The organism is Rhizobium sp. FG113 (assembly GCF_057809895.1).
On record NZ_JBMDKV010000028.1, the window covers coordinates 16520 to 40328 of the forward strand.

Genomic DNA, 23809 nt, shown 5'->3' on the forward strand with positions numbered 1-23809 from the left:
CGGAATGGTACAAAACTATTCGGGTAATTGGAAGATGGTTGCGCGGCGTTGGCCAGCGAAGGCGATGGGCACGATCGCCTGGGGGCAAGAAGGGGACGGCGAACTCGCTGCGCTCGAGAAAATTCGACTATTGAGCAATCTGGTGCACGTCCGTATTCGAGAGGTGACAGACAGTGCCATATACGGTTTCGGGATACGAAAGCCGATCGAGATCGGGCTCGATGAGCTCATGCCACGCAGGTCGGCATTGGTAGACGACTGCCTTGCGTTGGCGGAAGAGACGCATGAATCCGCTCTGTTGCTGCATAGCTGGAGGACATATCTCTACGGGTCGATTTTCGCCGCTCATGAGAAAATCCCATATCACCGTCCCCTCTTCTTCGCGGCGGCAATCCTTCACGACATCGGCCTCACTGCCGGGCACGAGCCGAACCTTTGCAGATGCTGCTTCGCTCTCAGCGGAGGGCGGCGCGTAGAAAGCTTCCTGCGGAGCAAGGGCCACCCGGATCGCGTCGCGTCCAAGGTGGGCAACGACATCGCGCTGCATTTAAACGGATGGGTCGCGAAGCGCCTGCATGGTGCAGAAGCACATCTGCTTTCTCGCGGGGCCGTGTGCGATCTTTTCGGTGCCGGACGACGCAGGGTTGCCGCCTCGACACTTGATGTCATTGAGGCCGGGTATCCAAGGAATGGCGTGATCGAGGCGCTTCAGTTCGGGACGGCCAATCATAGGTCGGGCAGCAGGCCTGCCGTCATGACCGCGCTGTCGGGAAGAAGAGCCCCGACGTAGCTGCTCACGGCAAAGACGATCAAGCATTTGCACGAGGGCCGCAACGCGGCACCGATGTGCAATAGCCAAAGAAATGCAGGGGGTTCGCTTGTGCTATCCTGCGGGAATTGAACAATAATACCGAGATCGGATACGAGCGCTTCGCGCCATGTCGCGACACGTTGGCCCTCGTGCTAACGCTCATTTCGCCATCTCGATAATTAGCCGAGGTAACAGATGTCCGCCGTCTTGGGGTTGCACCACATGACTTGTCTCGTGTCGAACGCTGAGCGTTCGGCAGACTTCTATTGTCGTGACCTGGGGCTGACTATCGTCTCGCGAACGATCAACCCAGACGAGACTTCGGTTCTCCAACTGTATTGCGGTGATGCTGACGGGACGCCCGGCACGATCATATCGCTATTGGAATATCCCGAGCTCATCCAGGCGCACTCGGGCGCTGGAGCCATCGGCAGCATCGTCTTCCTGATAGCTCGAGGGTCGATGGATGCGTGGCGCGATAAGCTCTTGGCCAATGGGATCAAGATCGACGGCACCGGATGGAATTTCGGGCGCGAGTATATCTGCCTTCAGGACCCCGACGGGCTGCCGCTGGCGCTGGTGGAAGAGCATCCTTCGGAGGGCGACCACGGCACCGCCGTCAACGGCGCCCCGCTCGCTGTGGGCAGGATTGCCTCTGTCGAACTCCACCTTCAAAACTTCGAATACACCTCCAACCTTCTCGGCGACGTCCTCGGTCTCGTGGAGGAAGGAAGAGACCGACAGATCGTCAGGTTCTCGACCGACGTCGCCTCCGACCCTTTCAAGATCGACGTTCTGTCAGTGCCCATGAGACGGAAGATCGAGAGGGGCACCGCGTTGGCCGCCAGTGTGATTTTACGGGTCGAGGATTTGGCCGCCCTGGACTCTCTCCGCAAGCGTTTGGTTGCAGCGGGATACGACACCACACTTGCGATCGACCGGGGATACTTCACCGCTGTCTATTTCGAGGGACCTGAGGGCATATGTTTTGGAGCCGCTGTCGCCCATCCCGGTTTTCCACCAAGAAAACGTGATCCAGACGACAAATCGATCGACCTCCCCGAATGGCTGGAAAGCAAGAGAGAGCAGATTGAGCGCAGGTTGCAGCGCGCCAAGTCGCGGACGCAGGGTCGCTGAGCCATTTACCGCCGCGTCATCTGCCCGGACAGCTTTTGCAGTCCGGGCTTTCCGCGTCCGCCTTTAGTGGGTCGAAGTCTTCTTCGACGCCGCCTCGATCAGGTCTGCAACGGCCTTCGGGTGAGACAAGAAAACAGCGTGGCTGGCGGCGACTTCCTCGATCCGCATCTTACCGCGTTCGGCCATCTGCTTCTGTGCCGGCGGCGGGATCATCTTGTCTTCTTTGGTCAGCAGGTACCAGCTCGGTTTGTCGTGCCAAGCGGCATGAGTGACTTTCCCGTTCACCGCGGCCAGACCCCAAGGAACCTGGGAGTTCGCCATGAACGCTGCCTCATGCGGGCCAACATCGCCCGCAAACGCGGCCGCGAACTTCTCCTTATCGAGGGTAAGCGCGCCATCCTTAGGCGGAAGGATCGGAGGTCCAACGACACCAGGAGGAGGATTTGCGATCAGCGTGCCCACCGACTCACCCGTGTCCGGAGCAAAGGCCGCCACATAGACGAGAGCCGCCACCTTTGGGTCGTTGCCAGCTTCGGAGATTACAGCGCCGCCATATGAATGGCCGACGAGCACGACCGAGCCGGAAGCCGCTTCGATTGCTTGCTTTGTGGCCGCGACGTCGCCGTCAAGAGTGGCCGTGTTATTTTGGACGACGGAAACCTCATATCCCTCTTTCTTCAGGATGTCGTAAACCTTACGCCAACCCGATCCATCCACAAACGCACCATGCACAAGCACTACGGACTTCACGGGAGCCGCATCCGATATGGTTGGGACAAATGTGGCGGCCGCCATAGTAAGTGCGGCCAGACCGTAAGCAGTCTGCAAAATCGACATAAGAAATTCCTTCCAAAGGGTTGAAAGACGTCGGAAGGGTATGTCCGTCCGGCGTCGCTCTTACTCCCTAAAGGCACGAAACTCGGTGGTATTGTACCGGACTAGCGCCCGATAGACGATCTTACCACTGTCGCGCATTGCGTGCTGAAGACGGGTCCCCCCGGTCAAGACGCAGGCTGGAACCGAAATTTTTTATGATTGTTGCCAGCCTGGACTAACCGACGAGCATCCACTGCTGTCGAATAATCACTAGGCGGCGTCTACCAACGCCGCTGAAACTGTGCAGCGCTGAGGTCAATCGTGAAGCGTCGCGGCAGCCACGCCTATGCTATCGAGCCTTTACAATCTTGCCTTGATCTTCGGCAACCTGAAGATATGGCGAAATGCCGTCGCCTTCACGCGAAGCGAATATAACAACGTTTCGCTGCGCCCTGCTGATCCCCAGGTAAAGTTCGGAGAGAAATCTTCTTTCCAGATGGCCCTTGTAGGTGTTGAGTGGTACGAGATTTGCGTTGACGTCCAGCAGTACCACCGAGTCGAACTGCAAACCCGCGACGTACTCGGGAGTGCTGAATATCACTCTTTTGGTCATATACCGGAGTTGATCAACGTCATCACGGGACTGCAACACGAACACGTCTGCCGGATGCTGGCCAGCGGCAGCCCTGCTGTAAGTGGCAAAATTCTCGAAATCCATGCAAAGGACTGCAACCTGCCCGCCATCTCGCCGGGCTTGGACTTGCATTTTCAGGGCGAGATCTACGCCCTTTCTAAAAACAGCCTTATTATCGCTCTCAACGTAGTAAGTGGGGACCTCTCCGCTCCCAATTACACTGCCGCCTCCTGGCAGATTCCAATCGTCATCCATATCCAGGGCAGGAACGGCGTCCAAGACGGCTCTGGCAAGTGCCGCAATCTCACTGGTGTAACGGTAGACCTTAACGAAATCCACTTTCTCTGGATTGGGCAATCTAGCCCTCTCGTAGATGCTTCTGTTTCTCGTATCACGGTCGTCGGCGATCTCGGTAAAGACTTCTCGCGGCGACTGCTTGGGGTCCAAGGCCATGATCACGCGAGGCACGCTGTCGCCATCCGCAAGCAGGTTATGGAAGATCAGCCGCTCTTGCGCGTTGAACAGATGCATCTCGTCAACAAAAATATAGTCGTAACCGTCACGTGCTCGCTTTGCTTCCCAATAAAAGGTCTGCAGATCGTTTAGATGGTCGCTTATGATTTGGTCAGTAGAGATGCGGCCTTCTTTGTTCAATCGGTCCAAAAACATTCCCCAAAGACGAAATACGACCTCCTTCTCAGAGGCCGTGCTAAGGGGCATCATGTACCCGACACGCCGAACCCGCATATATCTCTCTCGGTCCGTATTTCGGCCTAGCATGCCTTGTGCCGCTAGTACACAGCCAAACTCAATAAGGATGTCCCACGATAAATTGCGGCGCCTTGGCGAGGAGCGCTGGGCCTCGAATGTCGCGACGAAATCTTCCGAGCACCCGCCGCGATAAGCGACCCAATCGCTGCCCGCAAATTCCTCGATTAGGTCTTCCACCATCTTGAGACTGAGACGTTTGCCGCTGTCGCTATCCAAGCCAAGGGGGCTTCGCCCGATAGCGCTGTAGTCTCGTTGGCTTGATATCTCCAGAAGGGGATATGTCTCGATCAGCAACGCACCCGGGATGTCCCGACCGATACTGCGTACCATCTCGTCGATTTGGCTTGCCATTGCCCAGCTGTGGGTCAGGAACAGGATCTTTTTTGGATCGTCCCCGGCATCTTTGGCGATTTTTATCGCCTTCATCACCATCGCCAGGGTCTTGCCAGTACCAGCATCCCCCCTGACACGCAGCGGGCCGTTGATCGGACGGTCGACGAAGTTTCGTTGCTCGGCGGAAAGGAGAGGCAACCACTCGTCGAACGAAAATCCCTTCCCAACGGATCGCTCCACGAGCCGATCCAACACGATCGGCGCGTGCTCGTCGATCTTGGTGGCGGCCCGATTGGCCAACAACTCCGGCAGCTCTCTAATTGCAGCGTGATACGGTTCAGCGAGTGGATGCGCTTTGGAGAGGTCTTGCACTAGAGACGATTGAAGCACGTCGTAAACATAGGTGTTACTGGAAGACTCGAAGTTGACCTCGACCAGGATACGCAGATCAGTGTTACTGGAAGCAAAAATCGACGTACGGTTAGCATGCCTGTAAGGCATCCACTTTGGATTGAGGGCGATTTTCTTATCAAGGCTACGGAGTGCGATGCGGACGCATCTCTCAAATGCCGTCAAGCGTTCTTCATCTGGGAGCTTTTCGAAGAAGCCCGATGTTCCAGGCCCGATAACGAGCAATTTGCTGTCTTCCACTGCGCGCTCTGTCGCAATCACAATAGAGTCCCTGCCCGGCAATATGAATGCGTTTTGGAACACCTCCGGCGGAGAGCCAGCAATCAGTGCGGCAAGTGGAAACTCCGGATGGCAGACTGACACGAAAGCGTCTTCAGTGATGACGATCGATTTCATTATTTCATCCTCGATTCGAACAGGCGTGCAGCGGTGCCGCCTCGGCGGGCTTCGTATGCCTCAGGCAGGCCGATATCGGAAAACACCTTCGCAAGGTTCTGAGTTATCGCATACCGGTATGGCGCCGTGACTCTCGCGATGCGCTTGGCCTTTGCCTTACCCGTCCTTATGTCGTCAGGTCTCGCGGTCAAATCCTCAGCTGGGATTTGTCGAATGTGCCGAAGACGGAGGAACAGGTCTCCCGGGACGTCACCCGGCATTGAAGGCAGGTGGAATATATCTCCGGGTAGAGTATCCCATTGCTTCTGCAGCTCTTTTGCAAACCAGCCAAAGTCCTCCGACTTTCCTCTCAAACGAGCATAGCATTTCAGTAACGCTTCGTGGTCGACCTCCGTAGCCTCTAAAATACAGTCTAGCTCGTATGCTGGCTTGATCACGCCGGAGAGGGTGTTTCGCTGGCCTTTGTCCGTGACGCCAAGTTCATCAAGCATTTTATCTTCGCCGGCGCGGCGCAGCCAGGCACGGACCGCGTCGGCCGAGATCTCACCGCCGCCACGACTTTCCCGCCATTTCGACATGCGCGTTGCAACCGTGCCCATGGCCTGGTTTCGGGCATTTTCGAACGTGTTCGGCCTCCAATGGTACCAAAGGAAATCTTCCGCCAGCCAAGCCGGGACATACGAAATGAAACCACCATGCTTATCGCGAAAGAGATCGCAGTCGGCGGTTACGACCACTCCGAACGTGCTCCAAGGCGAACTTCGACTGTCGCCTGTCCATTCGATAACATCGCCTTGGGACACCGCATCAAGGTCTTCAATATTCTCGTATTCCACCACGTCGCGCCCCGGCTTCCGACATCACCACCTGATAGCACGGCATCGCAGAAACACGCGACTGTGGCAACAGAAACGCAATCTGGAGAAGAAATAATGCGTGGAGCTTCTTACTCGCTGTTTGCCAGTTAGAGATGGTGTGTCAACATTCATGGGCCGTTAAAATCAATCCAACACCAGATAGCTTGACACAAGTTTGCTTTGTCGTGCGCTCCCTCTTTCGGAGCGGCCGAGCCGTCGCTCTCCGAACTGGCCGATCGAAGCTATCAGGAAGCTCATCACCCAATAGATTACCGTGAGAGCAGCGAAGACTTCGAATGGCGCAAACGTGTTGCCTTGGACGATAAGCCCTTGATAAGTTAGCTCAGGAACAGTTATCGAGCTGAGGATCGCGCTGTCCTTAAGAAGACTCAGAGTAACATTCGTCGCTGGCGGTAGCGCAGCGCGGGCGGCCTGCGGGCCAACGACCAGAAGCATTGTCTTGGACGCCGACAACCCTAGAACCCGAGCAGCTTCATACTGACCAGGTGGTACGGCGAGCAGGCCTCCGCGAATGACCTCCGAATAATATGCTCCCGAGTAGACGGACAGTGCCACGGCTCCTACCACCAGAGCGCTCGTCCTAACGCCTGCGAACGGCAGACCATAGTGCACTAGAAAAAGCAACACAATGAAGGGGAAACCACGCAACAGAGCCACAATCGCGGTGCTTATGGATCGGGCGACCTTCGACGACGAGAGCGCTAGGCCTGTGAAAAGCCCACCGATCAGTAGCCCCGATACTGTGCTTACCGCAGTAACGACAAGCGTTAGGAACGCACCCTCGAGCAAGAGGGGCAAGTTTCCGGTGATGACCGAGAAATCGAAGTTCATTTTCAGGCCACCTTCAATCTCGTTGCCCGCTCGATATATCTGCCCGCTGTGACCAGCAGCGCATTGAGGGCGACGAACACAATGGCAGCGGCAAACAGTGTTTCGAACGGTCGGAAGCTAATGGCGGATAGCTGCTGAGCGCTCCTGAACACGTCTACGACCGTGATTACCGACAGCAAAGCAGTGGCCTTGACGATGATCGTGCCCTCGTTGATCAGCGCAGGGAGAACGATGCGTGCCAGCTGAGGGAGGATGATCCGAAGCCAGATTACCATTCGGCTTAGCCCGAGCGCAGTCGAGGCCTCTACCTGACCGGGATGGATGGCGGACAGACCGCCTCGCAGTATCTCCGTGACGAATATGCCGCTGTTGAACGACAGGGCTCCCACACCCGCCTCGGTCGGAGACAGGTCTAAGCCTGCCGCCGGAAGCACATAATAGAATATGAAGATGTGGATCAGGACCGGTGTTCCGCGGACGAAGCTTATGACCGCTCTGACGATGGCGTTGACCGTGCGGATCTTCATCGCGCGAACTATCGTCAGCAGGACACCAAATATGAGCGACAAGCCGAGGATCAGGACCGAGAGCATCAAGTTGACGCCCGCGGCCTTCGCCAAGGTCGGCAGAATGGAAACAAAGTAGCCAGCATCGAACCCCACGGCTTTGCGGTCTCAGATCGCGCCCGGAGGGAGATAGCCCGTGTCGGGTATGTCCATCTTGGACCCTAGCCATTTCTCCTGAAGGGACCCAAGGCGTCCATCATCGCGCATCTTGCGGATGACGCCAGAAATGAAGTCCCTGAGATCGGTGTCATCGGGACGCGTTACCCAGCTCAGATACGTATATTGACCGGGTATCTCCACCGGGGGGCCGAGATCGAAGATGCCTGGCCGGGAGCGGATCAACAGCGACAGACTGGTCTTGCCCTGTATCACACCGTCGACCTCGCCGTTGGCGAGCGCGACATAGGTGTCTGGAAAGGCCGGATAAAGCTTCAGCTCCTTGAAACCGCTCCCTCCATCCGCCTTAAGCTTCTGGTCGAGGGCGCGTGCGAGCGGCTCGTTTGCCGATGCCAATTGCGTAGCGACGACCTTGCCATTGAGGTCTCCGACGCCGGCGATTGCATCGCCCTTCCTTATCAAGACAAAGTCCTGTCCGTCGGCATATGGTAGAGTATAGGCGTAGCGCTTTGCCCGATCTGCGTTGATGCCCACGGTGGTCGCCACGAAGTCGAACTTACCTGCAAGCAGACCAGGTAGGATACCCTGCCATGGGAGGTCGAGTTGCGTGAGCTCGGGGTTCCCCAGCTCGGCGACGACTTCCGTCAACAGATCTTTCCCGAAACCTACTATCTTTCCGTCCTGTATGAACTCGAACGGTTGGAATGCGGCCTCCGTCGCCACCGTCACTTTTCCAGTTCTGCGGATCTTCTCAAGCGTCGTTTCGCCTGCGAATACCTTCGTGCTGGAGGCCGCGATGCTTGCTCCTGCAATCAGACTGCCGAACCCTCTGCGTGTGATCTCAATCATCATGTTGTCTCCGCTTTAGGTTCACTTGGTGGGGGCGTCGAAATAGTTGGCTCGTACGGCTGCTCCGATAAGGTTCGTTATCAGGCGTCCGGCCGTGATGCTTGTGATGTCGTTCAGATCGATCGCCGGAGTTATCTCCACGATATCGAGGCCCAAGACGCGCCCCTTGGCAACAATCCCATGGATTAGGCGTCTTACTTGGTGGAAAGTCAGTCCACCGGGCGCAGGTCCCTCGACTGCAGGCATCACGGTCGGATCGAGACCATCGGCATCAATCGTAATATAGTAGTTCCCTCCTGCGGGAATCCGATCAAGGACCGAGTCTATCCCGTTGTCGTGAATCTCGAAGGCCGGGATGATGTTGGATCCGTAGGCCAGCGCCGCCTCGACCTCTTCTGTTCGGGCGCTACCCTGAGATCGGATGCCGATCTGGAAGATCTGATCAATGTGCGCCATTTCCGAAGCCCGACGGATGGGGCTTGAGAGGCCGTCACGAACACCATTCACTTCGTTGCGCCAGTCGATATGGGCATCGATCTGGATAAGGGTGACCGGTCCATGTTCATCGAGAGCCTTGAAGATCGGTATCGGGATGCCGTGATCTCCGCCGATGGTAATCGGCATCGCGCCTGCTTTGAGAATTTTGCGGATGGCTAGCTCAGCCCGGCCGAAATGACTGCGATGATCGTCGATGTCGAATGGAATGTTCCCCGCATCTACCAGCTTTATGTCACGGTTGTCGTAGATGGGGCCGCCGACGTCGAAATCATACCGCTCCGGCATCCGGACGACGCGCTTGCTTACGCGACGTACAGCGTCAGGTGCGTAAATCTGGTCGTTCGACACGGCTTGGGGTTCGTAGGCGTTCCCAAAAGGCATGCCGATGATGACGATATCAGCGTCGATGGCATCCAGGTCGGTAACCAGCGGCGCGCCGAAAAATGTATCCGTGGATACCTTGGGTGGAATTGTCAAAGGAAGGGTCATTGTCGATCCTGCATCGGCGATGGTTGCATGGAGGAGGTGCCGCCGCCTCAATCTCTCCTCGGTAAGGCAAGCCTATTTGGCCAGCTGAGCAGCGCCAGAGTCATTTTCACCACGCACGCTTGCAGGAGACGCAACCTTACAAAGCGCTCTCGCCCCTTGGTCTGACGCTGACCGAACAGATGTCCAAGCTTCAGCCGAAAATTGGAACAACGTTGCTAAACGCTGACAGGGCGAAGCTGTAGTTTCGACATTGGTATGTCTCTTGCTTCGGCACTTGATCTAATCGATGGGTAGGAAATTCATATGTCGGAATCGTCTCAGTTTCAGACCCGAGCCAACAATCCATCTGACGACGAAGAACTCGAGCCCGAAGCCTACGAGCTTTTGAAGACCGCCCTCCCCGGAAAGCCGGGCAATGCCTTAGTCCGCAACGTCGATGAGAACGACCTGCGCCTCATCAGGATATTCCGTGCAGTCGCGGAATCGAAAGGACTCACCGCGGCGGAGCTCAAGCTAAACATGGAGCGATCTACCATAAGCCGACATATCCAAGCTCTCGAAGTGAGGCTGGGCGGACCTGTATGCGTGAGAGGACCCTCCGGGTTCGAGCTGACGGATCTCGGTCGTCACGTTCTTCGAGCAGCTGTCGTAGCCTCTGAGGCACTCAATCAGGTCAAGGAGGTCCTAAATCTCGCAAACGGGGTTGTGTCCGGGGATTTGCATGTCGGCATCGCGGACAACTGCTTCACCAATCCTCAGCTCCGCATAACAGAAGCAATCGCGCAATTGCGTGAGATCGCCCCGGAGGTCACTCTGAATCTATCGATCGGCTCCCCGGCCTCGCTTCTCGAGGATGTCATCAGCAGGAAACTGCAACTTTGTATCACCGGAGCCTGCATACTACCCCAGTATAGCGAACGGATCGCATCAGATCGGATATTCAAAGAGCAGTTCAAACTCTATGTGAGCGCAGGTTCCACGACATCTTCTCTGTCCATCGGCGATCTAGTGCGGATGCGCTACGGAATGGTCGTGCGCGAATTCGAGTCTCGCAGCCACCGCGTCGCCAGCCGCTTAGGCATCACCAACGTAGCGAAGGCGGAGGGTCTCGAGGCCGTCGCAACTTTGATCTCGAGCGGTCGCTATGCGGGCTTTCTGCCCACACATTATGCAGGCAGCCTAAAAGGTTTGTACCCTCTAGTGGAGGTTAGTGGCGCTAGCGACTTGAGCTATGAGATCGACTTTTTCCTCGCCCGAGATAGCAAACGTGCGATGGCTGCTCAAACCAAGCTTTTCACTGACCTGGTTTTATCGGCTCATGGGCAGACTTCCGTCAATCATGGCCGGCGCCTCAGCTACTGATCGGCCTTCGCCGTGCTAACTGGTGGGTGCGTGGTTGAAGGCCTGATCGGCGATGATGCCTGCGACCAGCCCTATTGCGGAACCGACTTCTGAGAGCGCCGCTTCATCGTCAATGAAATTAGCCACGCTCATTGAGTAACAGGATTGGATCACAGTTGTAGGGCGGACGAACATCGAGACAGCAGTCTCTTCAAATATCTGCGTCATTGTGGGCATGCCGACACTGTTCGCAAGTAGGTTGGCCTCATCGACAAGAGGAGCGCTGTTTCCGCCAGCCTCAGACACGTAGTCTACCCGGATGTCGACAGAGACTCCGTGCTTCTGCTCAATATGCGTGGCGGCTTGTCGAAAATCCATCTCGACCCGATCCAATATTCTTTCATCCGTATCCCTGATGTCGGCCGTGAATTCCACGTGACCAGCAACCCGGTCAACATCGCCGTTCAGGACCTCGAACCTCCCGACTGTCGCCAAAGCGGGTAGGCCATGGGCTTTGGACCTGTTTGTGAGGCCGAGCGTCAACTCAGCAGCAGCAATCAAGGAGTCGTGCCGATCGTCCATGCGTACTAGACCAGCGTGGCCCGTGTCGCCTCGAACCGAGATTTTGAGCTGTCGGCAGCCCTGTATTCCCGTAACATGCCCAATTGGGATGTCGGTCTCAAATACTACTTGCATGCGCAGTGCCCGGAAATCCACCTTCGGAGAGGCTAAGTTCGCCATGATGGCGCTGCTCGTGGAAAGCTGGTCTCGAACTGCGTTCGCGAAATACATACCCGCACCACTTAACGGAGCCTTGAGCGGAATGGCACTCGCATCAGCAAACTCCGTCCCAGTTGTTGCGGTAACTTTGGTGAGCCTTCTCGACTCACCTTCAAAACAGCCGACAACGATGGTTCGCTCAGGAGTTCGCCCTTTCAGCTTCTCGGCCACTTCCAGGGCCGCGAAGACACCTAGCCAGCCGTTCAAGATCTTGTCGTCACTGCCTTGTCCAATCCGAGCACCAACAACGATCGGGTCTTGGGCATCATCAGAACCGCGTAAAACCCCGAAAATGCCGTTCGATCCGTCGCCACGCATTTGAAAGCCAGCGTCTACCAGCCATTCTGTGACAAGCTCTGAGATTTTCGCAGTACCCGCGCTCTGCGCTGTCTGACCACAGCTTCTGGTGTCGTCAACTTCGGACAGCCAGCTAACCAGGCGATCAACGTCAATGTCGAAACCGCTACGAATTTTTTGAACGATACTCATAGTGATACCGCGCTCCAGCGAGACTCGACGTGAGGCGATTATCTGTGAGGCCGGAGGCCCCGTTTCCCGCTGTAAGCCCCATCTTTCCACGCGGGAAAATACTCGGCTTGATGTAGCGAGTAACTACCGACCGGTCTGGTAGGAAACCGTCTTTGTTGGGATATTCATGCTGAAGCGAGACATATGTGCTATTTGGTACGATACCTTACACAAGGAACGAAGAGGTGACCGATCCGGCCAAGAGGCTCCTAGCCTAGTGGCTCCAGTGCCGACGTCGCCACTGGGCGGGACTGACCCCTTCCTGCTTGAGGAACTGCCGACCGAGGTGGCTTTGATCCACAAAACCGCAGATCAGCGATATCTCGGCGAGGCTATGCTGCGAGGTCGCCATGAGCGCCTTCGCCCGCTCTACCCGGCGTTTCATTATCCACTGATGCGGGCTCATCCCCATCGACGTCCGAAATGCCCGTGGGAAGTAACTGATGGAAAGCCCGCACTCCTGGCTGATCGCCGCTATCGATGGGTCTTCCGCCAGGAACGCTTCGATAAATTCACAGGCTCTGCGGATTTGCCAGGGAGCCAAGCCGCCTTGGGTCTGCTGCCGGCGGCGAGCATTGCCGTACGTATGAACCACGTGGTCATGAAAAGCTACCGCCATGCATTCCATGAAGGCGGTTGTCACCGGGACGCCTTTGGAGACGATGGGTAGCAATGTCATCGCTAAGCCGTGAAGGACGGGATCGTCTTCACCCATCAGCTTCATGTGAAGGCCGCGGATTTGTCCGGCGCCCATCTCATAGGCGAGATACTCGATGGCAGATTGCGGAATATGAAAGCGGATGCTGTCGTATTTCGCGTCGAGACTGACCTCGTTCTTAGAAGTCAGGTCGAAAAGGTAAGCCTTGCCCGGCGACTGGACCACCGACTGACTGCGCCCGTCAACTGACACGGTCGAAAATCGGGCTGAGATGAGCGGAACGTTAAAAACGAACGCTTCGTCGTGGGGAGACGGAGTCGACAGCCCCGGCTTCGACTCGAGGTTCTTGAAATGCGAGAAGGCGATCTCCCGGGAGCCGGGCAGCTTTGCCGAAATTGTGGGCACTGACGGTAGCTTGAAGCTTTGGCCAATTGCTCTTGAAACGCGTTCGGCAAGCATGTGATCTAAGTCCATCCTTCTCAACAGGCAAAATCTTATGACTACGAGGGTGATCCAGCAATAAGCGTTTTAGTTGCGGATTTGGGTACAGATGATCGGTGAAGACACATGCTAGGCTTCAGGGGCTTCGAGCAGCCTTATCATGTCAGCCGCAGCCTCGATGTCCGCCGTCCCGGCTCCCTCGTGAAAGCTAGCGTATACGGCCGAGAGCCTGTCGGCCGCCTGCTGGAATTGACCCGTTCGTTGCCAAAGTTTGGCGAGGCTGGTCATCGTCCTGAGCTTCCAAGCCTCGGCCCCTTGACGATGCGCTATCTCCAGCGATTGCAACAGAAACCCTTCGGCCGCATCGGTATCGACGTCTAGGAGATGCAATCCGTGTCTTCGGAGTATCTCGGGAGACGCCCACCCGCCTGTCTCTTCGAAAGAGCCGTCGGCCGGATCAATTCCGGCAAGCTGCCCAGTGATCGTGGCGAGTGTATGGGCTTGAAGATCACCCTCCGTTGCAATTTCGGGGGCGGCGCCAGAACCGACGAAGTTCTCTATGACCTTCGAATACATTCGACCCCAGGAATTCCAGTGACGCAGGGTATAACGCGAAGACACCGAGAGCAGCCTCTCGACATGCTCCTCCGCCGCCCGCCATTCACCACGCCAGAACAGGATCGGACAGGCCGACTGCGACAGAGCATGACAGATGGCATGTGGGCCATCCTCCGGCGCGATTGCGAGGGCTTCCTCCATCACCGCGAGGGCCTGATCGGGGCGGCCCTGCAGCCAGAGGGAGCGGGATAGGACGATCCGCATCGAAACCCGGCGATCGACCTGCACGCTGCCGAAGGCGATCGGAATGTTCAAGACTGGACTGGCCAGAACCTCTCTTGCCAATTCCGACGACCTGTCGTGAAGCCCGTTGAAATGCGAGGTCTGAGCCAACATTCTCCTTGCGCCGAGTTCTGCGTGTGGGTCGCCGATCACCTGGCTGAGTTCGAGAAGGTCCTCAGCGTAATCGAGCGCCGCTCGATACGCGCCCATCCCCATGCTGAAACCCGCCAACTGAAAAAGCGGCTGAATCCGATATCGGTCTTCCCCAGTCCGATCCGCAAGTTCCACGGCTCTCCGCACCCCGGACATTGTACCTTTGACAGGCTGGCTCTGATTTGTATTGAGAAACGCCGTGAAGATGTTCAGGCGCATCTCCGCTACAAGCTCGGGCTCGGGCAACTCCTCCGCGCGGGCGATCGCCACATCGTTACGTTCTCGAAACTCGTCGATCAGGCCGATTTGTATCCCAAGCGGCACCGAGAGCGCCGTCAGTCGAACGCCTGCGGCAGCGTCGCCATCAGCGGAGAAGGCCCAGGAAAGAGCTTGGCGAACGTCATCAAGGAGGATCCTGTATTTCGCGATCCACGGCTGCCGGCGCGAACTGATCCAGTCGATCTCCGCTCGCTCCAGCATATCAACAACGTATTGGAGATGAAGACGGCGTAGGCGAACAACTTCGCCCGCCTCGGTTAGGCGCTCGAGAGCATATAGCCTCGTGCTCTCAAGCAGTCGATATGTCACCGATTTGGATGTCAGATTGGGGTGAAGCAGCGACTTCCGCACGAGACTTGAGACACCTTCGGTCACGGCCGCTTCACTGAGGTATTCATCTCCAACGATCATGGTAGCCGCCTCGAGCGAGAACGAGCCTGCAAACACGCCGAGGCGCCTCAGGAGATTTCGTTCGACTTGCGTCAAATTCTCGTGGCTCCAGTCGAGCATCGACCGGATTGTCTGGTGACGTTGCGCAGCGTTCCGGCGCCCGACATTTGGCGCATCAAGGCTGTCATCCAATCGTCCCGCCAGACCCTCTATCCCGAACACACCTACACGGGACGCGGCAATTTCGATGGCAAGCGGGATGCCATCCAGCTTTTGGCAAATTTCGACGATGAACGGCGCATCGCTATCATCGAGCATGATATCCTGATTGTTTGCTGTCGCCCGCTCCACGAACAACTGCACGGAAGGATACCGAAGGGCATCCTTCAAACCGATCTCTTCGTCTGTTGGCAGCATGAGGGGCGGCAAGCGAAACAGCCACTCGGCTTCCACTCGAAGGGGCTCATGGCTCGTCGCCATGACGCGGAGATCCGGGACGGACTTGAGCAGCGTTTCGGTCATAAGCGCGACCTCGTCTATGAGGTGCTCGCAGTTGTCGAGAAGCATGAAGACCTGCCGATCTCGAAGATAGGCGACAAGGCTGCCCAACGGATCATCGGCCTCCACCGAGACATCGAGAGCGGTTGCAACGGCATAGGGCATCTCTGCCGCATCCGTGACCGCGGCAAGGTCGACGAAGAACATTCCGTGTTCGAATGCCATGGCAAGCTGTTGTGCTGTTGCCAGAGCAACAGTCGTCTTTCCGATACCGCCCGGACCGACCACTGTCACGAGCCTGTTCTCTCCCACGAGCTTTGTTATGTCCTCGACCGCATCTCTACGTCCGATAACCTTGCCCATAGGCGCTGGAAGGGAGTTTTGTCCTGAATTGGCCCTCTGAAGGCGAGGAATGGTCGCGGATCGCGAGTCTTTCCTCTGGGCGACAGGGCTTAGAAAAAGGTAGCCTCGGCCAGCCACATTCGTAATGTATTCCGGCCTATCGGAACTATCGCCAAGCATCTTTCGCAGTGTTGCGATCTGAACCCGGAGGTTGCCCTCCTCAACCCGCGTCGACGGCCAAGCGGCTGCCAATATCTCTTCTTTCGTGACGATTTCGTGCGCACGCTCCACAAGTAGCGTGAGTATTATCGCTGCGCGGCTGCCGAGACGTGTTTCCTGGCCATCGCCGATGAGGACCTTGCGTTCAGGGAAGAAGACGAAACGTCCGAACTCATAGCCGCTCCCAGTCGAAGCGGAGGCGACCTGTGCCCCCCTCAATTCTATGGGGCTGGCAAATATGTTTTCTGCAGTCTCGCTCAATGAACTCATCCATCTTACAGACTGGCATTGATGCGCCATAAAAAAATGTAGGAGGCTTATAATACGAATACCGTATCGATTTTTGCAATCGGATTCGCAAGTGCGCTGGTTCGACGAGACGGCCTCGGATCATGTTCAATGATCGATTATGGTAATGGCGTTCAAAAACGGCGGTTTTTGTTCGGAACCTTTTTAGAAGCATACTGCGACGTGACTGTGGGCTGGCGCCATACGACACTAGCCAACGACACGCCCGGCCGACCCTCGATCACCGAAGAGGAGCAGCACGATTACAAAAAGTGCCAAGGTCGCGGCCACAATCGCAAACATCGGCAGAGGGCCGTAATTGTGGAGGACCGGCAGCAGAGCTATCGGGACGAGAGCAGAACCCACCCGGTTTGCCGCCCACGCCCACGACGTGAGTTTCGCTCGGTTGCGGGTCGTAATCGCCTCGGCGGCGTACAGGATCAGTATGGGCATGAAGAATGCCAAGATGATGTTGAACAGCAGGGACGTACCGACGAGACCGATCGAAGCGTCTGTCGCACCGAAGGCAAGCCCCATAGCGCCCATCCCCACCGCATTCACGATCAGAAATGTTCGACGCTCGATCCGGTCCACCCAGAGACCGCCAGCCAAGGTGCAGAGAATTGGGCCGAAAGTCGATATCCCAATGAATAGCAGCGAATCTTGTACGTTTACTCCCTTCTGAACCAGCACGGCACCAGCTAGCAGGGGGAAGCCGACGGTTGCCCAAGGCGTCAGGACGTAGATAGCCAAGAGGAAAATTGCTTCACGCCACAGGCTTCGCGATCTGGATACAGATCGGTCGCCAGCCGCGTCCGGTTGGAACGTTGGCATTGGCGAAAAAGTCGCAAGAACCGTTGCCGACTTTCTGAAGCGAGAGATAACGGCACGCGCCTCGGCGATCCTACCTCTCGCGATCAGCCATCTTGGTGACTCCGGCATCGCCAGGAAGCCTAAGGCGCATCCCGCCGCCCCGACCATCGCTACGAGGAAACCCCACCTCCACGCCTCGATTCCGAGCGGAGGCGAGGACGAGAGCCCCCGTACGAGAAAGATCAGAGCCGGAGGGCCAAGGTAGCCAATAGCGGTGGCCGACACCACCAATGGCCCTCGTCGACCAGGGGGAAGTATGTCGGTCAGATAGGCGAACATCAGTGGAGGGTACGCGCCAAGGGAGATCCCCGCGACAAGACGGGACACGATCAAGCCTGCTATACCGGAGGACAGTGCCGCCGTGAGGGAGACGACGGATAACAACGCCATAGCCAAAAAGAGAATGACCCGACGTCCAAACCTGTCGGCAAAAAATCCTAGCAGCGGCGCCCCTACCGCTGCTCCCGCGTAAACCGACGAAAGAAGCAGCGATAATTCCCAGTCCGAGTGGGATGTCGCCGAGAACACTGCCGAAAGAATGTTGCCGAAAGCGATTTCGGCGAGGTCGAATGAAAATCCCACGCAACAGCCGACCAGGATGAAGGCATGCAGTTTTGTGAGCGGCAACCGATCAAGCTGCTCCAACGGTTCGCGGGCGTCTTCGGCCTCAGTTTGAGTGAAATTCATTCGAGGACCCTGCCGTGACTTCGACCCGCTTAGCGATCTCATCCGGTTATTGCAGCGCAGCGAGTCCGCAAAGTTAAGTTCTGTTAAAGCAGCCGATTTACATCTTTATGCAATCGAACGAGACTGCGGCCGGGCGACGAAATTGTCATCGCAGCAGACCAAGAAGGCTGCCAATAAGCTTGACAGTTTCTGAGCCAATAAGAATCAAGGCAGACCTATCAGCGAGTACGCGGCAGTTTTTAACTTGCGACCGCAAAACGGATGGCAATGAAGGAAGTCATTTTCGAATTCGGTCCCTTCCGCCTTCTTCCCTTAAGGCGGCGGCTCGAGACTTCGGGGAAGCTGATCGTCCTCGGGACGCGCGAGTTCGACATCCTGGTCGCGCTGATCGAGCGCGCTGGAGAGGTCGTCGCACAGGCAAAGCTCTCTGAAGTCGTTTGGCAAGGACGGCACGTCTACGAGAGTTCCCTGCGAATTCACGTGTCAGGCCTCAGGAAGGCCCTGCGGCAAGCATTCCCTGATACCGAATTCATAGCGACTGTGCCCGGTGAAGGATATCTGTTCGAAGGCGAGATGAGCCGAACCGAGACCGAAAGCGTAATTCGGCCGGCTGGTAGCGTCTTGCGCCCCAGACACTCTGCGCCAGCTCCCATAGCGAAGATAATCGGACGGGATCAGGAGATCGCCTCGCTCGCTCAGAAAATTCGTGAGAACCGTTTTGTAACCGTCATCGGTTTCGCGGGCGTCGGGAAGACAACGGTCTCGAAAGCCGCTGCGGCGGAGGCCGCAGCTGATTTTCCCGATGGCGTGTACTGGGTCGACCTCGCGGCCATCGATCGTCCTGACCTTATTGCCACCAACATCGCGATTGCTCTGGACATCGGCGTACGCGCCGCTGACCCGCTTTCCAAAGTGATTTCGCACCTTCAGGGCACCCAGAGCCTACTAATATTGGACAATTGCGAGCATCTGCTCAGCGAGGCATCCCATGCGATCGGCTCGGTTCTCGCATCCACTCAGCAAACCACCGTGCTGGCCACCAGCAGAGAGCTGCTCCAGGTCCGTGGTCAAACTGTCCATGCGCTGGAACCCTTGCCGACACCCTCCGCCCTGGATGAGGTATCACTCGCTACCGTCTCGCAGAATCCCGCTGTCGAGCTCTTCATCCATAAAGTTAGGACGAATGTCTCCGGGTTCGCTCTCGAGGAAGACAACGCGTCGATAGTCGCCGAACTCTGTCGCAGGCTCGACGGCATACCATTGGCGATCGAGTTCGCCGCGTCGCGCGTACATGAGTTCGGGCTCGTCGATCTGGCGGCCAAGATGGGCGATAGCTTCTCGCTTTTGACGAACGGGCGGCGGACGGCACTACCGAAGCATCAGACCCTGAGGGCCACGATCGAGTGGAGCTATGCCCTCATGGAAGCTCACGAGCGCACAATTCTGGAGTCGCTATCCGTATTTTCCGATAGCTTCACACTGACCTCAGCCGTTCGAGTGGCAAGCCGCGACGGGGACGATGGCACCACGATAGCACGACACATCGCAGGCCTCGCGTCGAAATCGGTTCTATCGACTCTCATTATCGGCGACGAGCAGCATTTTCGAATGCTGGAGATGACGCGCGAATTCGCAAAGGGAAGGCTCGATGAGACAGAGTTGACGAACGAGGTCTCACGTCGACATGCGTTGGATTGCATTGCAGTCTTGCAGGAAGCCGAGGTCAACTGGCCGTATGGAGCCGGGCCCAGCTGGCGAGAGATGTACGGGCATAAAATCGCGGACGTTCGACGAGCTATTCGCTGGGCCGGATCGCCCCAAGGCGACGCACACCTCGCGATCAGACTCATAGTTTCAGGTGCAATACTCTTCCTGACCGTCGGGCTGATATCGGAATACCGTGATCTGCTTGATTTCGCCATCGAACTGAATCGCAACGTCGAGGACGAGCGCCTTGATGCAAGCCTCTATTGCTCGCTCGGATTGGTACTGTGGCACATGCGCGGCAACGTTCCGGAAAGCGGGGCGCGACAAGCTCTCTTGAAGGCGGCCGACATTGCACGAAGGGTCGGCGACTCGGCGTTGGAGATGAGGGCCACATCGGCGCTGGGACCTGCGCATTTCAGTGAAGGTGAGTATGATCTCGCCCTTCGGTTAGGTGAGCGCTTCAAACACATTCCCGGTGGGCCCGGCAGCTTCGTAGAACACAGGACCCTCGCCCACAGCTCTCTCTTCGCAGGCGAACTGGAACAGTGCGACATGCATTTCAGGGCGGCTATGGGAAATTTCGACGCGCGTCAGGATGTTCGCAATGCGGGCTCAAGCTACGATCAACACCAAGTCGTGTTGAGAGCGGCGCACTGCCTATGCGAATGGCTGATGGGCAAGACCGATCGGGCAATGTCCGAAATCGGCGAGTGTGTCGCTGATGCCCGTGTCATGAACAATGCAGTATCCTATTGCCAATTACTCGCCGCATACGCCTGTCCGCTGATTTTCATGACATACGGCAGTTCAGCCGCAATGCCTCTGGTAGACGAACTGCTTATGTTGACGGAACGTCATTCCCTAGCTGCTTGGGGGAGTTACGCGAAATACTACAAGCTTAAAATGCAGCCAATGAGCGCAGAAGTGATCGATAGCATCAACTTGCGCGCAGACGATCAAACGCACTGGGTCCGCGGTGTCCAACTCGACTTCATGTCGGTCCTTGGTGACGGCTTCACCGAAGAGTGGATGATCAGAAGGCCACGCAGGTCGGAACTTAGCTGGAGCAAGCCCGAATTGATCAGGGCTACGGGAGAGATCGAAGCTCGGAAGGGAAACTTCGACAGCGCTCTAAAACTATTTGGACAGAGCCGGGAACTCGCTCTCGTTCAAGGAGCGAAGGCATGGCAGCTGCGGACGGCGATCAGCTTTGCTCGGCTCCACCTGAACACCGGACAGCATCAGCAAGCCAGGGCGGCGATCGAAGCAGTCCTTCCGGATCTGACTGAAGGGTTTGGCAGCGTAGACTACAGGCGGGCGACATCGCTCTTGGAGATGTGTTGACCGTAGCGGTCAAAGGGAGTTCTTCCAAGCCAAAGGCGTCGCCCCGACCCCCTTGGTGAATAGCCGTGTGAAATGGGCCTGGTCGCAAAATCCCAACGAAAGCGCGATTTCGGCTATGGCAGATTCGCCGGATACCAGAAGCTTCTTGGCCTCCTCGATCCTAGCGCTGATCAGCCATTGGTGCGGCGCGCATCCCACCGAGGTCTTGAAAGCCCGATGGAAGTGCGTGACCGACAGCTGGGCGAGTTCCGCCAGCTCGCCGCTGCCCACGCGCCGCGTCATGTTTTCGAGCATATAGCGTTGAACACGACGAAGTTGCCAGGGCGCGAGACCGCCGAGATTGGCCGGAGCGTCTTCGACTTCTGTCAGATTGGCAAGAGCTAGAAGTAAAGCATTGACTAGATTGTCGGAATAGCCAATCCCGTTGGATTGACTTTCGACGCATTCCTGGATCAGGAGCTGGCATATTTTTGCCATGCGTGTGTCGAGGAACATCAGGCGTGGCGACACTTTTTCATTGCTCGCTACGCCAGCCCTTACGAACGCGCCAAGGTGTTTCTCCTCCAGATCCAGCGAGAAAAGTCTGCAGTAGCGCATTGAGTGGCTCCGGGCTCTTGCCTTGAACCCACCCGGTATGACGCTCATCGGTTCTGTCTTCGATCTTCCCCTATCGGCAAGCGCAATCTGTGGGGCGGATACGACTTCCAACCTGCCACCGATTTCTTCGGCGGCCCAGAGGATCATGGGCCGAACTGGATTGAAATCGATGTTGAGGGCATTTTCGCACTCGATATCGTAGACGGTGGCGTTTGCGTTGGTCCAGTTTCGCCGATGCTGCTGGACCAGTCGTCCGCCCTCGACAATCTTGAACTTTTCCTCGCGACGGTGCGATATGCCCGAAACGTCCCGGAAGGATGACGGGCCATGTGGAGCCGCCTTGAGGCGACCCATTCCATCAGTGCTGGCACGCAATGCCATTCCCATCTTCGCCATCCCCATTAATTGAGGGGTAGCCTGCGAAAAAGGGGTCGGTTGGCCAAGTTACCAGGTGTTAAAAACTGTTAAAACGGCGCGCTGAGTGTTTAAAAATTAGACGCGCCGTTAAAATCACCAATGCCAGCGTGTCGACAGTTCACGGCTCCGACACCTGCAATTGCACGCGATCTTCTGGTTGGCGGCTGCCCCAACATCGGGAAGCATCACCAAAAGGCGTCGCATTTATTCATCAATAAAAATAGATTCCGGAAATTATTAGTTCCATCCTATTAATTCGATTTGGTATATGTCTTTCTAACCCGAACGCGAAAAGCGTAGATCAATCATCGCCAGCCCACGAGGCCTGGTCGGTCGCAGGACCGTCACCCCCATTGGAGGATGAGATGAGCAACAAACTCACGACAGCATTCGGCGCTCCGGTCGTCGACGACAACAATATCATTACCGCTGGCCCGCGTGGTCCCGCCCTTCTTCAGGACGTGTGGCTGCTGGAGAAGCTTGCCCATTTCGACCGTGAAGTCATTCCCGAGCGCCGGATGCATGCCAAGGGTGCTGGCGCATTTGGGACTTTCACCGTCACGCACGATATCACCCGCTTCACTCGCGCGAAGATATTTTCCGAGGTCGGCAAGAAGACCGAAATGATGGTGCGTTTCTCGACGGTTGCTGGAGAACGCGGAGCAGCAGACGCCGAACGCGACATCCGCGGCTTCGCGATGAAGTTCTACACCGAGGAAGGCAACTGGGACATCGTCGGGAACAACACTCCTGTGTTCTTTATCCGCGATCCCCTCAAGTTCCCGGATCTGAACCATGCCGTCAAGCGTGACCCCCGTACGGGTATGCGCTCTGCCGAGAACAACTGGGATTACTGGACACACCTCCCTGAGGCGCTGCACCAGGTAACGATCATCATGAGCGATCGCGGCATCCCAAAGAGCTGGCGTCACATGCACGGGTTCGGCAGCCACACGTTCAGCTTCATCAGCGCCTCGAACGAACGCTTCTGGGTCAAGTTCCACTTCAGGACCCAGCAAGGCATCGAGACAATGACCGATGCAGAGTCGACGGCCCTGATCGGCACCGACCGCGAGAGCAGCCAGCGCGACCTGTTCGACAACATTGAGGCGGGGAACTTCCCGAAATGGACCCTGTTTGTCCAGATCATGCCGGAAATCGAGGCTGATACCTATCACTTGAACCCGTTCGACATCACCAAGGTCTGGCCGAAGAAGGACTACCCTCTCATCGAGGTAGGCGAGTTCGAGCTGAACCGGAACCCCGAGAACTTTTTCGCGGAAATCGAGCAGGCCGCTTTCGCACCAAGCTCGGTGGTGCCCGGAATCGGCTTCTCCCCGGACAAGCTGCTCCAAGGCCGCCTGTTTTCATACGGAGACACCCAGCGATATCGTCTCGGAGTGAATTACTCGCAGATTCCGGTCAACGCGCCCAAGTGCCCGTATCACAGCTACCACCGCGATGGCGCGATGCGTGTGGACGGCAACGGCGGGCGCCGTAGGTCGTATGAACCCAACGGCTACGGCGAATGGCAGGCTCAGCCCGACTTCTCCGAACCGCCGATGAAAATCGACGGCAATGCCGCCCGTTACGACCACCGTCTCGACACCGACTACTATTCCCAGCCCGGAAACCTCTTCAGGATGATGAGCCCGGCACAGCAGCAGGTTCTGTTCGATAATACCGCACGCGCCATCAACGGGGCGACGGATCGCACTATCCAGCGACACATCGACAACTGCTCGAAGGCCGATGAGGCCTATGGCAGGGGCGTCGCCAACGCTGTGGCCAAGATCCGCGGCCTTGAGACATTTGAATACTCGGAAGCCAGCGAATAGCGCCAGCGAGTGATTGCCTTCGCCATCCGGCGGGGGCTTTACCAACCGTGAC

General features: G+C 56.9%; 17 protein-coding genes. 5 read left to right on the forward strand and 12 right to left on the reverse strand.

The genetic code is table 11. From position 1 onward, the window contains the following. Window positions 1-64 precede the first annotated feature (64 nt). Window positions 65-790 (forward strand): HD domain-containing protein, encoded by a 726-nt coding sequence (locus ACODTZ_RS33210; protein WP_489031225.1) that lies wholly within the window; start codon window positions 65-67, stop codon window positions 788-790. A gap of 216 nt (window positions 791-1006) precedes the next feature. Beyond that, window positions 1007-1948, forward strand: coding sequence for a VOC family protein (locus tag ACODTZ_RS33215; protein ID WP_489031227.1), 942 nt, complete (start codon window positions 1007-1009; stop codon window positions 1946-1948). A 63-nt stretch (window positions 1949-2011) separates the two neighbouring features. Here ACODTZ_RS33215 and ACODTZ_RS33220 read toward each other — a convergent pair whose 3' ends face one another. The 7 genes from ACODTZ_RS33220 to ACODTZ_RS33250 form a co-directional block, all read right to left on the reverse strand. After that, a complete protein-coding gene (locus ACODTZ_RS33220) occupies window positions 2012-2743 on the reverse strand; it encodes an alpha/beta hydrolase (protein ID WP_489031277.1) in 732 nt (243 codons plus the stop codon). Window positions 2744-3113: 370 nt separating this feature from the next. Further along, complete coding sequence (locus tag ACODTZ_RS33225; protein ID WP_489031229.1) at window positions 3114-5309, reverse strand: UvrD-helicase domain-containing protein; 2196 nt, start codon at window positions 5307-5309, stop codon at window positions 3114-3116. Beyond that, on the reverse strand, window positions 5309-6148 hold the full coding sequence (locus tag ACODTZ_RS33230) for a hypothetical protein (RefSeq protein WP_489031231.1): 840 nt from the start codon (window positions 6146-6148) through the stop codon (window positions 5309-5311). The genes ACODTZ_RS33225 and ACODTZ_RS33230 overlap by 1 nt, the downstream gene beginning before the upstream one ends. A gap of 162 nt (window positions 6149-6310) precedes the next feature. Continuing rightward, window positions 6311-7018 (reverse strand): amino acid ABC transporter permease, encoded by a 708-nt coding sequence (locus tag ACODTZ_RS33235; protein WP_489031233.1) that lies wholly within the window; start codon window positions 7016-7018, stop codon window positions 6311-6313. Window positions 7019-7020: 2 nt separating this feature from the next. After that, complete coding sequence (locus ACODTZ_RS33240) at window positions 7021-7680, reverse strand: amino acid ABC transporter permease (protein ID WP_489031235.1); 660 nt, start codon at window positions 7678-7680, stop codon at window positions 7021-7023. 12 nt (window positions 7681-7692) lie between these two features. Next, a complete protein-coding gene (locus ACODTZ_RS33245) occupies window positions 7693-8550 on the reverse strand; it encodes a transporter substrate-binding domain-containing protein (RefSeq protein WP_489031237.1) in 858 nt (285 codons plus the stop codon). Window positions 8551-8571: 21 nt separating this feature from the next. Further along, window positions 8572-9537, reverse strand: a complete 966-nt coding sequence (locus tag ACODTZ_RS33250; RefSeq protein ID WP_489031239.1) for an agmatinase — start codon at window positions 9535-9537, stop codon at window positions 8572-8574. Between the two features lie 303 nt (window positions 9538-9840). Here ACODTZ_RS33250 and ACODTZ_RS33255 point away from each other — a divergent pair, with 303 nt between their 5' ends. Beyond that, the gene (locus ACODTZ_RS33255) at window positions 9841-10899 is read left to right on the forward strand and encodes a LysR family transcriptional regulator (RefSeq protein WP_489031241.1); all 1059 of its coding nucleotides are present in this window, start codon (window positions 9841-9843) and stop codon (window positions 10897-10899) included. A gap of 15 nt (window positions 10900-10914) precedes the next feature. On the opposite strand, the gene ACODTZ_RS33260 is transcribed toward ACODTZ_RS33255, so the two are convergent. The 4 genes from ACODTZ_RS33260 to ACODTZ_RS33275 form a co-directional block, all read right to left on the reverse strand. Further along, entirely contained in the window at window positions 10915-12147 is a 1233-nt protein-coding gene (locus ACODTZ_RS33260) for a hypothetical protein (protein WP_489031243.1), read from the reverse strand. A 253-nt stretch (window positions 12148-12400) separates the two neighbouring features. Beyond that, window positions 12401-13303 carry a helix-turn-helix domain-containing protein gene (locus ACODTZ_RS33265; RefSeq protein ID WP_489031245.1) on the reverse strand — a complete coding sequence of 301 codons (903 nt, stop codon included), beginning with the start codon at window positions 13301-13303 and terminating at the stop codon, window positions 12401-12403. 111 nt (window positions 13304-13414) lie between these two features. Next, the gene (locus tag ACODTZ_RS33270; protein ID WP_489031247.1) at window positions 13415-16267 is read right to left on the reverse strand and encodes an ATP-binding protein; all 2853 of its coding nucleotides are present in this window, start codon (window positions 16265-16267) and stop codon (window positions 13415-13417) included. A gap of 237 nt (window positions 16268-16504) precedes the next feature. Continuing rightward, the gene (locus tag ACODTZ_RS33275; RefSeq protein WP_489031249.1) at window positions 16505-17854 is read right to left on the reverse strand and encodes an MFS transporter; all 1350 of its coding nucleotides are present in this window, start codon (window positions 17852-17854) and stop codon (window positions 16505-16507) included. Between the two features lie 267 nt (window positions 17855-18121). On the opposite strand from ACODTZ_RS33275, the gene ACODTZ_RS33280 reads away from it, so the two are divergent. Then, complete coding sequence (locus ACODTZ_RS33280; RefSeq protein WP_489031251.1) at window positions 18122-20905, forward strand: winged helix-turn-helix domain-containing protein; 2784 nt, start codon at window positions 18122-18124, stop codon at window positions 20903-20905. A gap of 9 nt (window positions 20906-20914) precedes the next feature. Here the strand turns inward: ACODTZ_RS33280 and ACODTZ_RS33285 are convergent, their stop codons facing one another. Continuing rightward, on the reverse strand, window positions 20915-21883 hold the full coding sequence (locus tag ACODTZ_RS33285; RefSeq protein WP_489031253.1) for a helix-turn-helix domain-containing protein: 969 nt from the start codon (window positions 21881-21883) through the stop codon (window positions 20915-20917). Between the two features lie 401 nt (window positions 21884-22284). On the opposite strand from ACODTZ_RS33285, the gene ACODTZ_RS33290 reads away from it, so the two are divergent. Further along, complete coding sequence (locus ACODTZ_RS33290; protein WP_489031255.1) at window positions 22285-23757, forward strand: catalase; 1473 nt, start codon at window positions 22285-22287, stop codon at window positions 23755-23757. The last annotated feature ends 52 nt before the right edge of the window (window positions 23758-23809 follow it).

Bases quoted from the DNA above. Each gene is read 5' to 3' on its own strand.
- ACODTZ_RS33210 (WP_489031225.1), top strand. From the start codon at position 65: ATGGGCACGATCGCCTGGGGGCAAGAAGGGGACGGCGAACTCGCTGCG.
- ACODTZ_RS33215 (WP_489031227.1), top strand. From the start codon at position 1,007: ATGTCCGCCGTCTTGGGGTTGCACCACATGACTTGTCTCGTGTCGAAC.
- ACODTZ_RS33220 (WP_489031277.1), bottom strand. From the start codon at position 2,743: ATGGCGGCCGCCACATTTGTCCCAACCATATCGGATGCGGCTCCCGTG.
- ACODTZ_RS33225 (WP_489031229.1), bottom strand. From the start codon at position 5,309: ATGAAATCGATCGTCATCACTGAAGACGCTTTCGTGTCAGTCTGCCAT.
- ACODTZ_RS33235 (WP_489031233.1), bottom strand. From the start codon at position 7,018: ATGAACTTCGATTTCTCGGTCATCACCGGAAACTTGCCCCTCTTGCTC.
- ACODTZ_RS33245 (WP_489031237.1), bottom strand. From the start codon at position 8,550: ATGATTGAGATCACACGCAGAGGGTTCGGCAGTCTGATTGCAGGAGCA.
- ACODTZ_RS33250 (WP_489031239.1), bottom strand. From the start codon at position 9,537: ATGACCCTTCCTTTGACAATTCCACCCAAGGTATCCACGGATACATTT.
- ACODTZ_RS33255 (WP_489031241.1), top strand. From the start codon at position 9,841: ATGTCGGAATCGTCTCAGTTTCAGACCCGAGCCAACAATCCATCTGAC.
- ACODTZ_RS33260 (WP_489031243.1), bottom strand. From the start codon at position 12,147: ATGAGTATCGTTCAAAAAATTCGTAGCGGTTTCGACATTGACGTTGAT.
- ACODTZ_RS33265 (WP_489031245.1), bottom strand. From the start codon at position 13,303: ATGCTTGCCGAACGCGTTTCAAGAGCAATTGGCCAAAGCTTCAAGCTA.
- ACODTZ_RS33275 (WP_489031249.1), bottom strand. From the start codon at position 17,854: ATGAATTTCACTCAAACTGAGGCCGAAGACGCCCGCGAACCGTTGGAG.
- ACODTZ_RS33280 (WP_489031251.1), top strand. From the start codon at position 18,122: ATGAAGGAAGTCATTTTCGAATTCGGTCCCTTCCGCCTTCTTCCCTTA.
- ACODTZ_RS33285 (WP_489031253.1), bottom strand. From the start codon at position 21,883: ATGGCATTGCGTGCCAGCACTGATGGAATGGGTCGCCTCAAGGCGGCT.
- ACODTZ_RS33290 (WP_489031255.1), top strand. From the start codon at position 22,285: ATGAGCAACAAACTCACGACAGCATTCGGCGCTCCGGTCGTCGACGAC.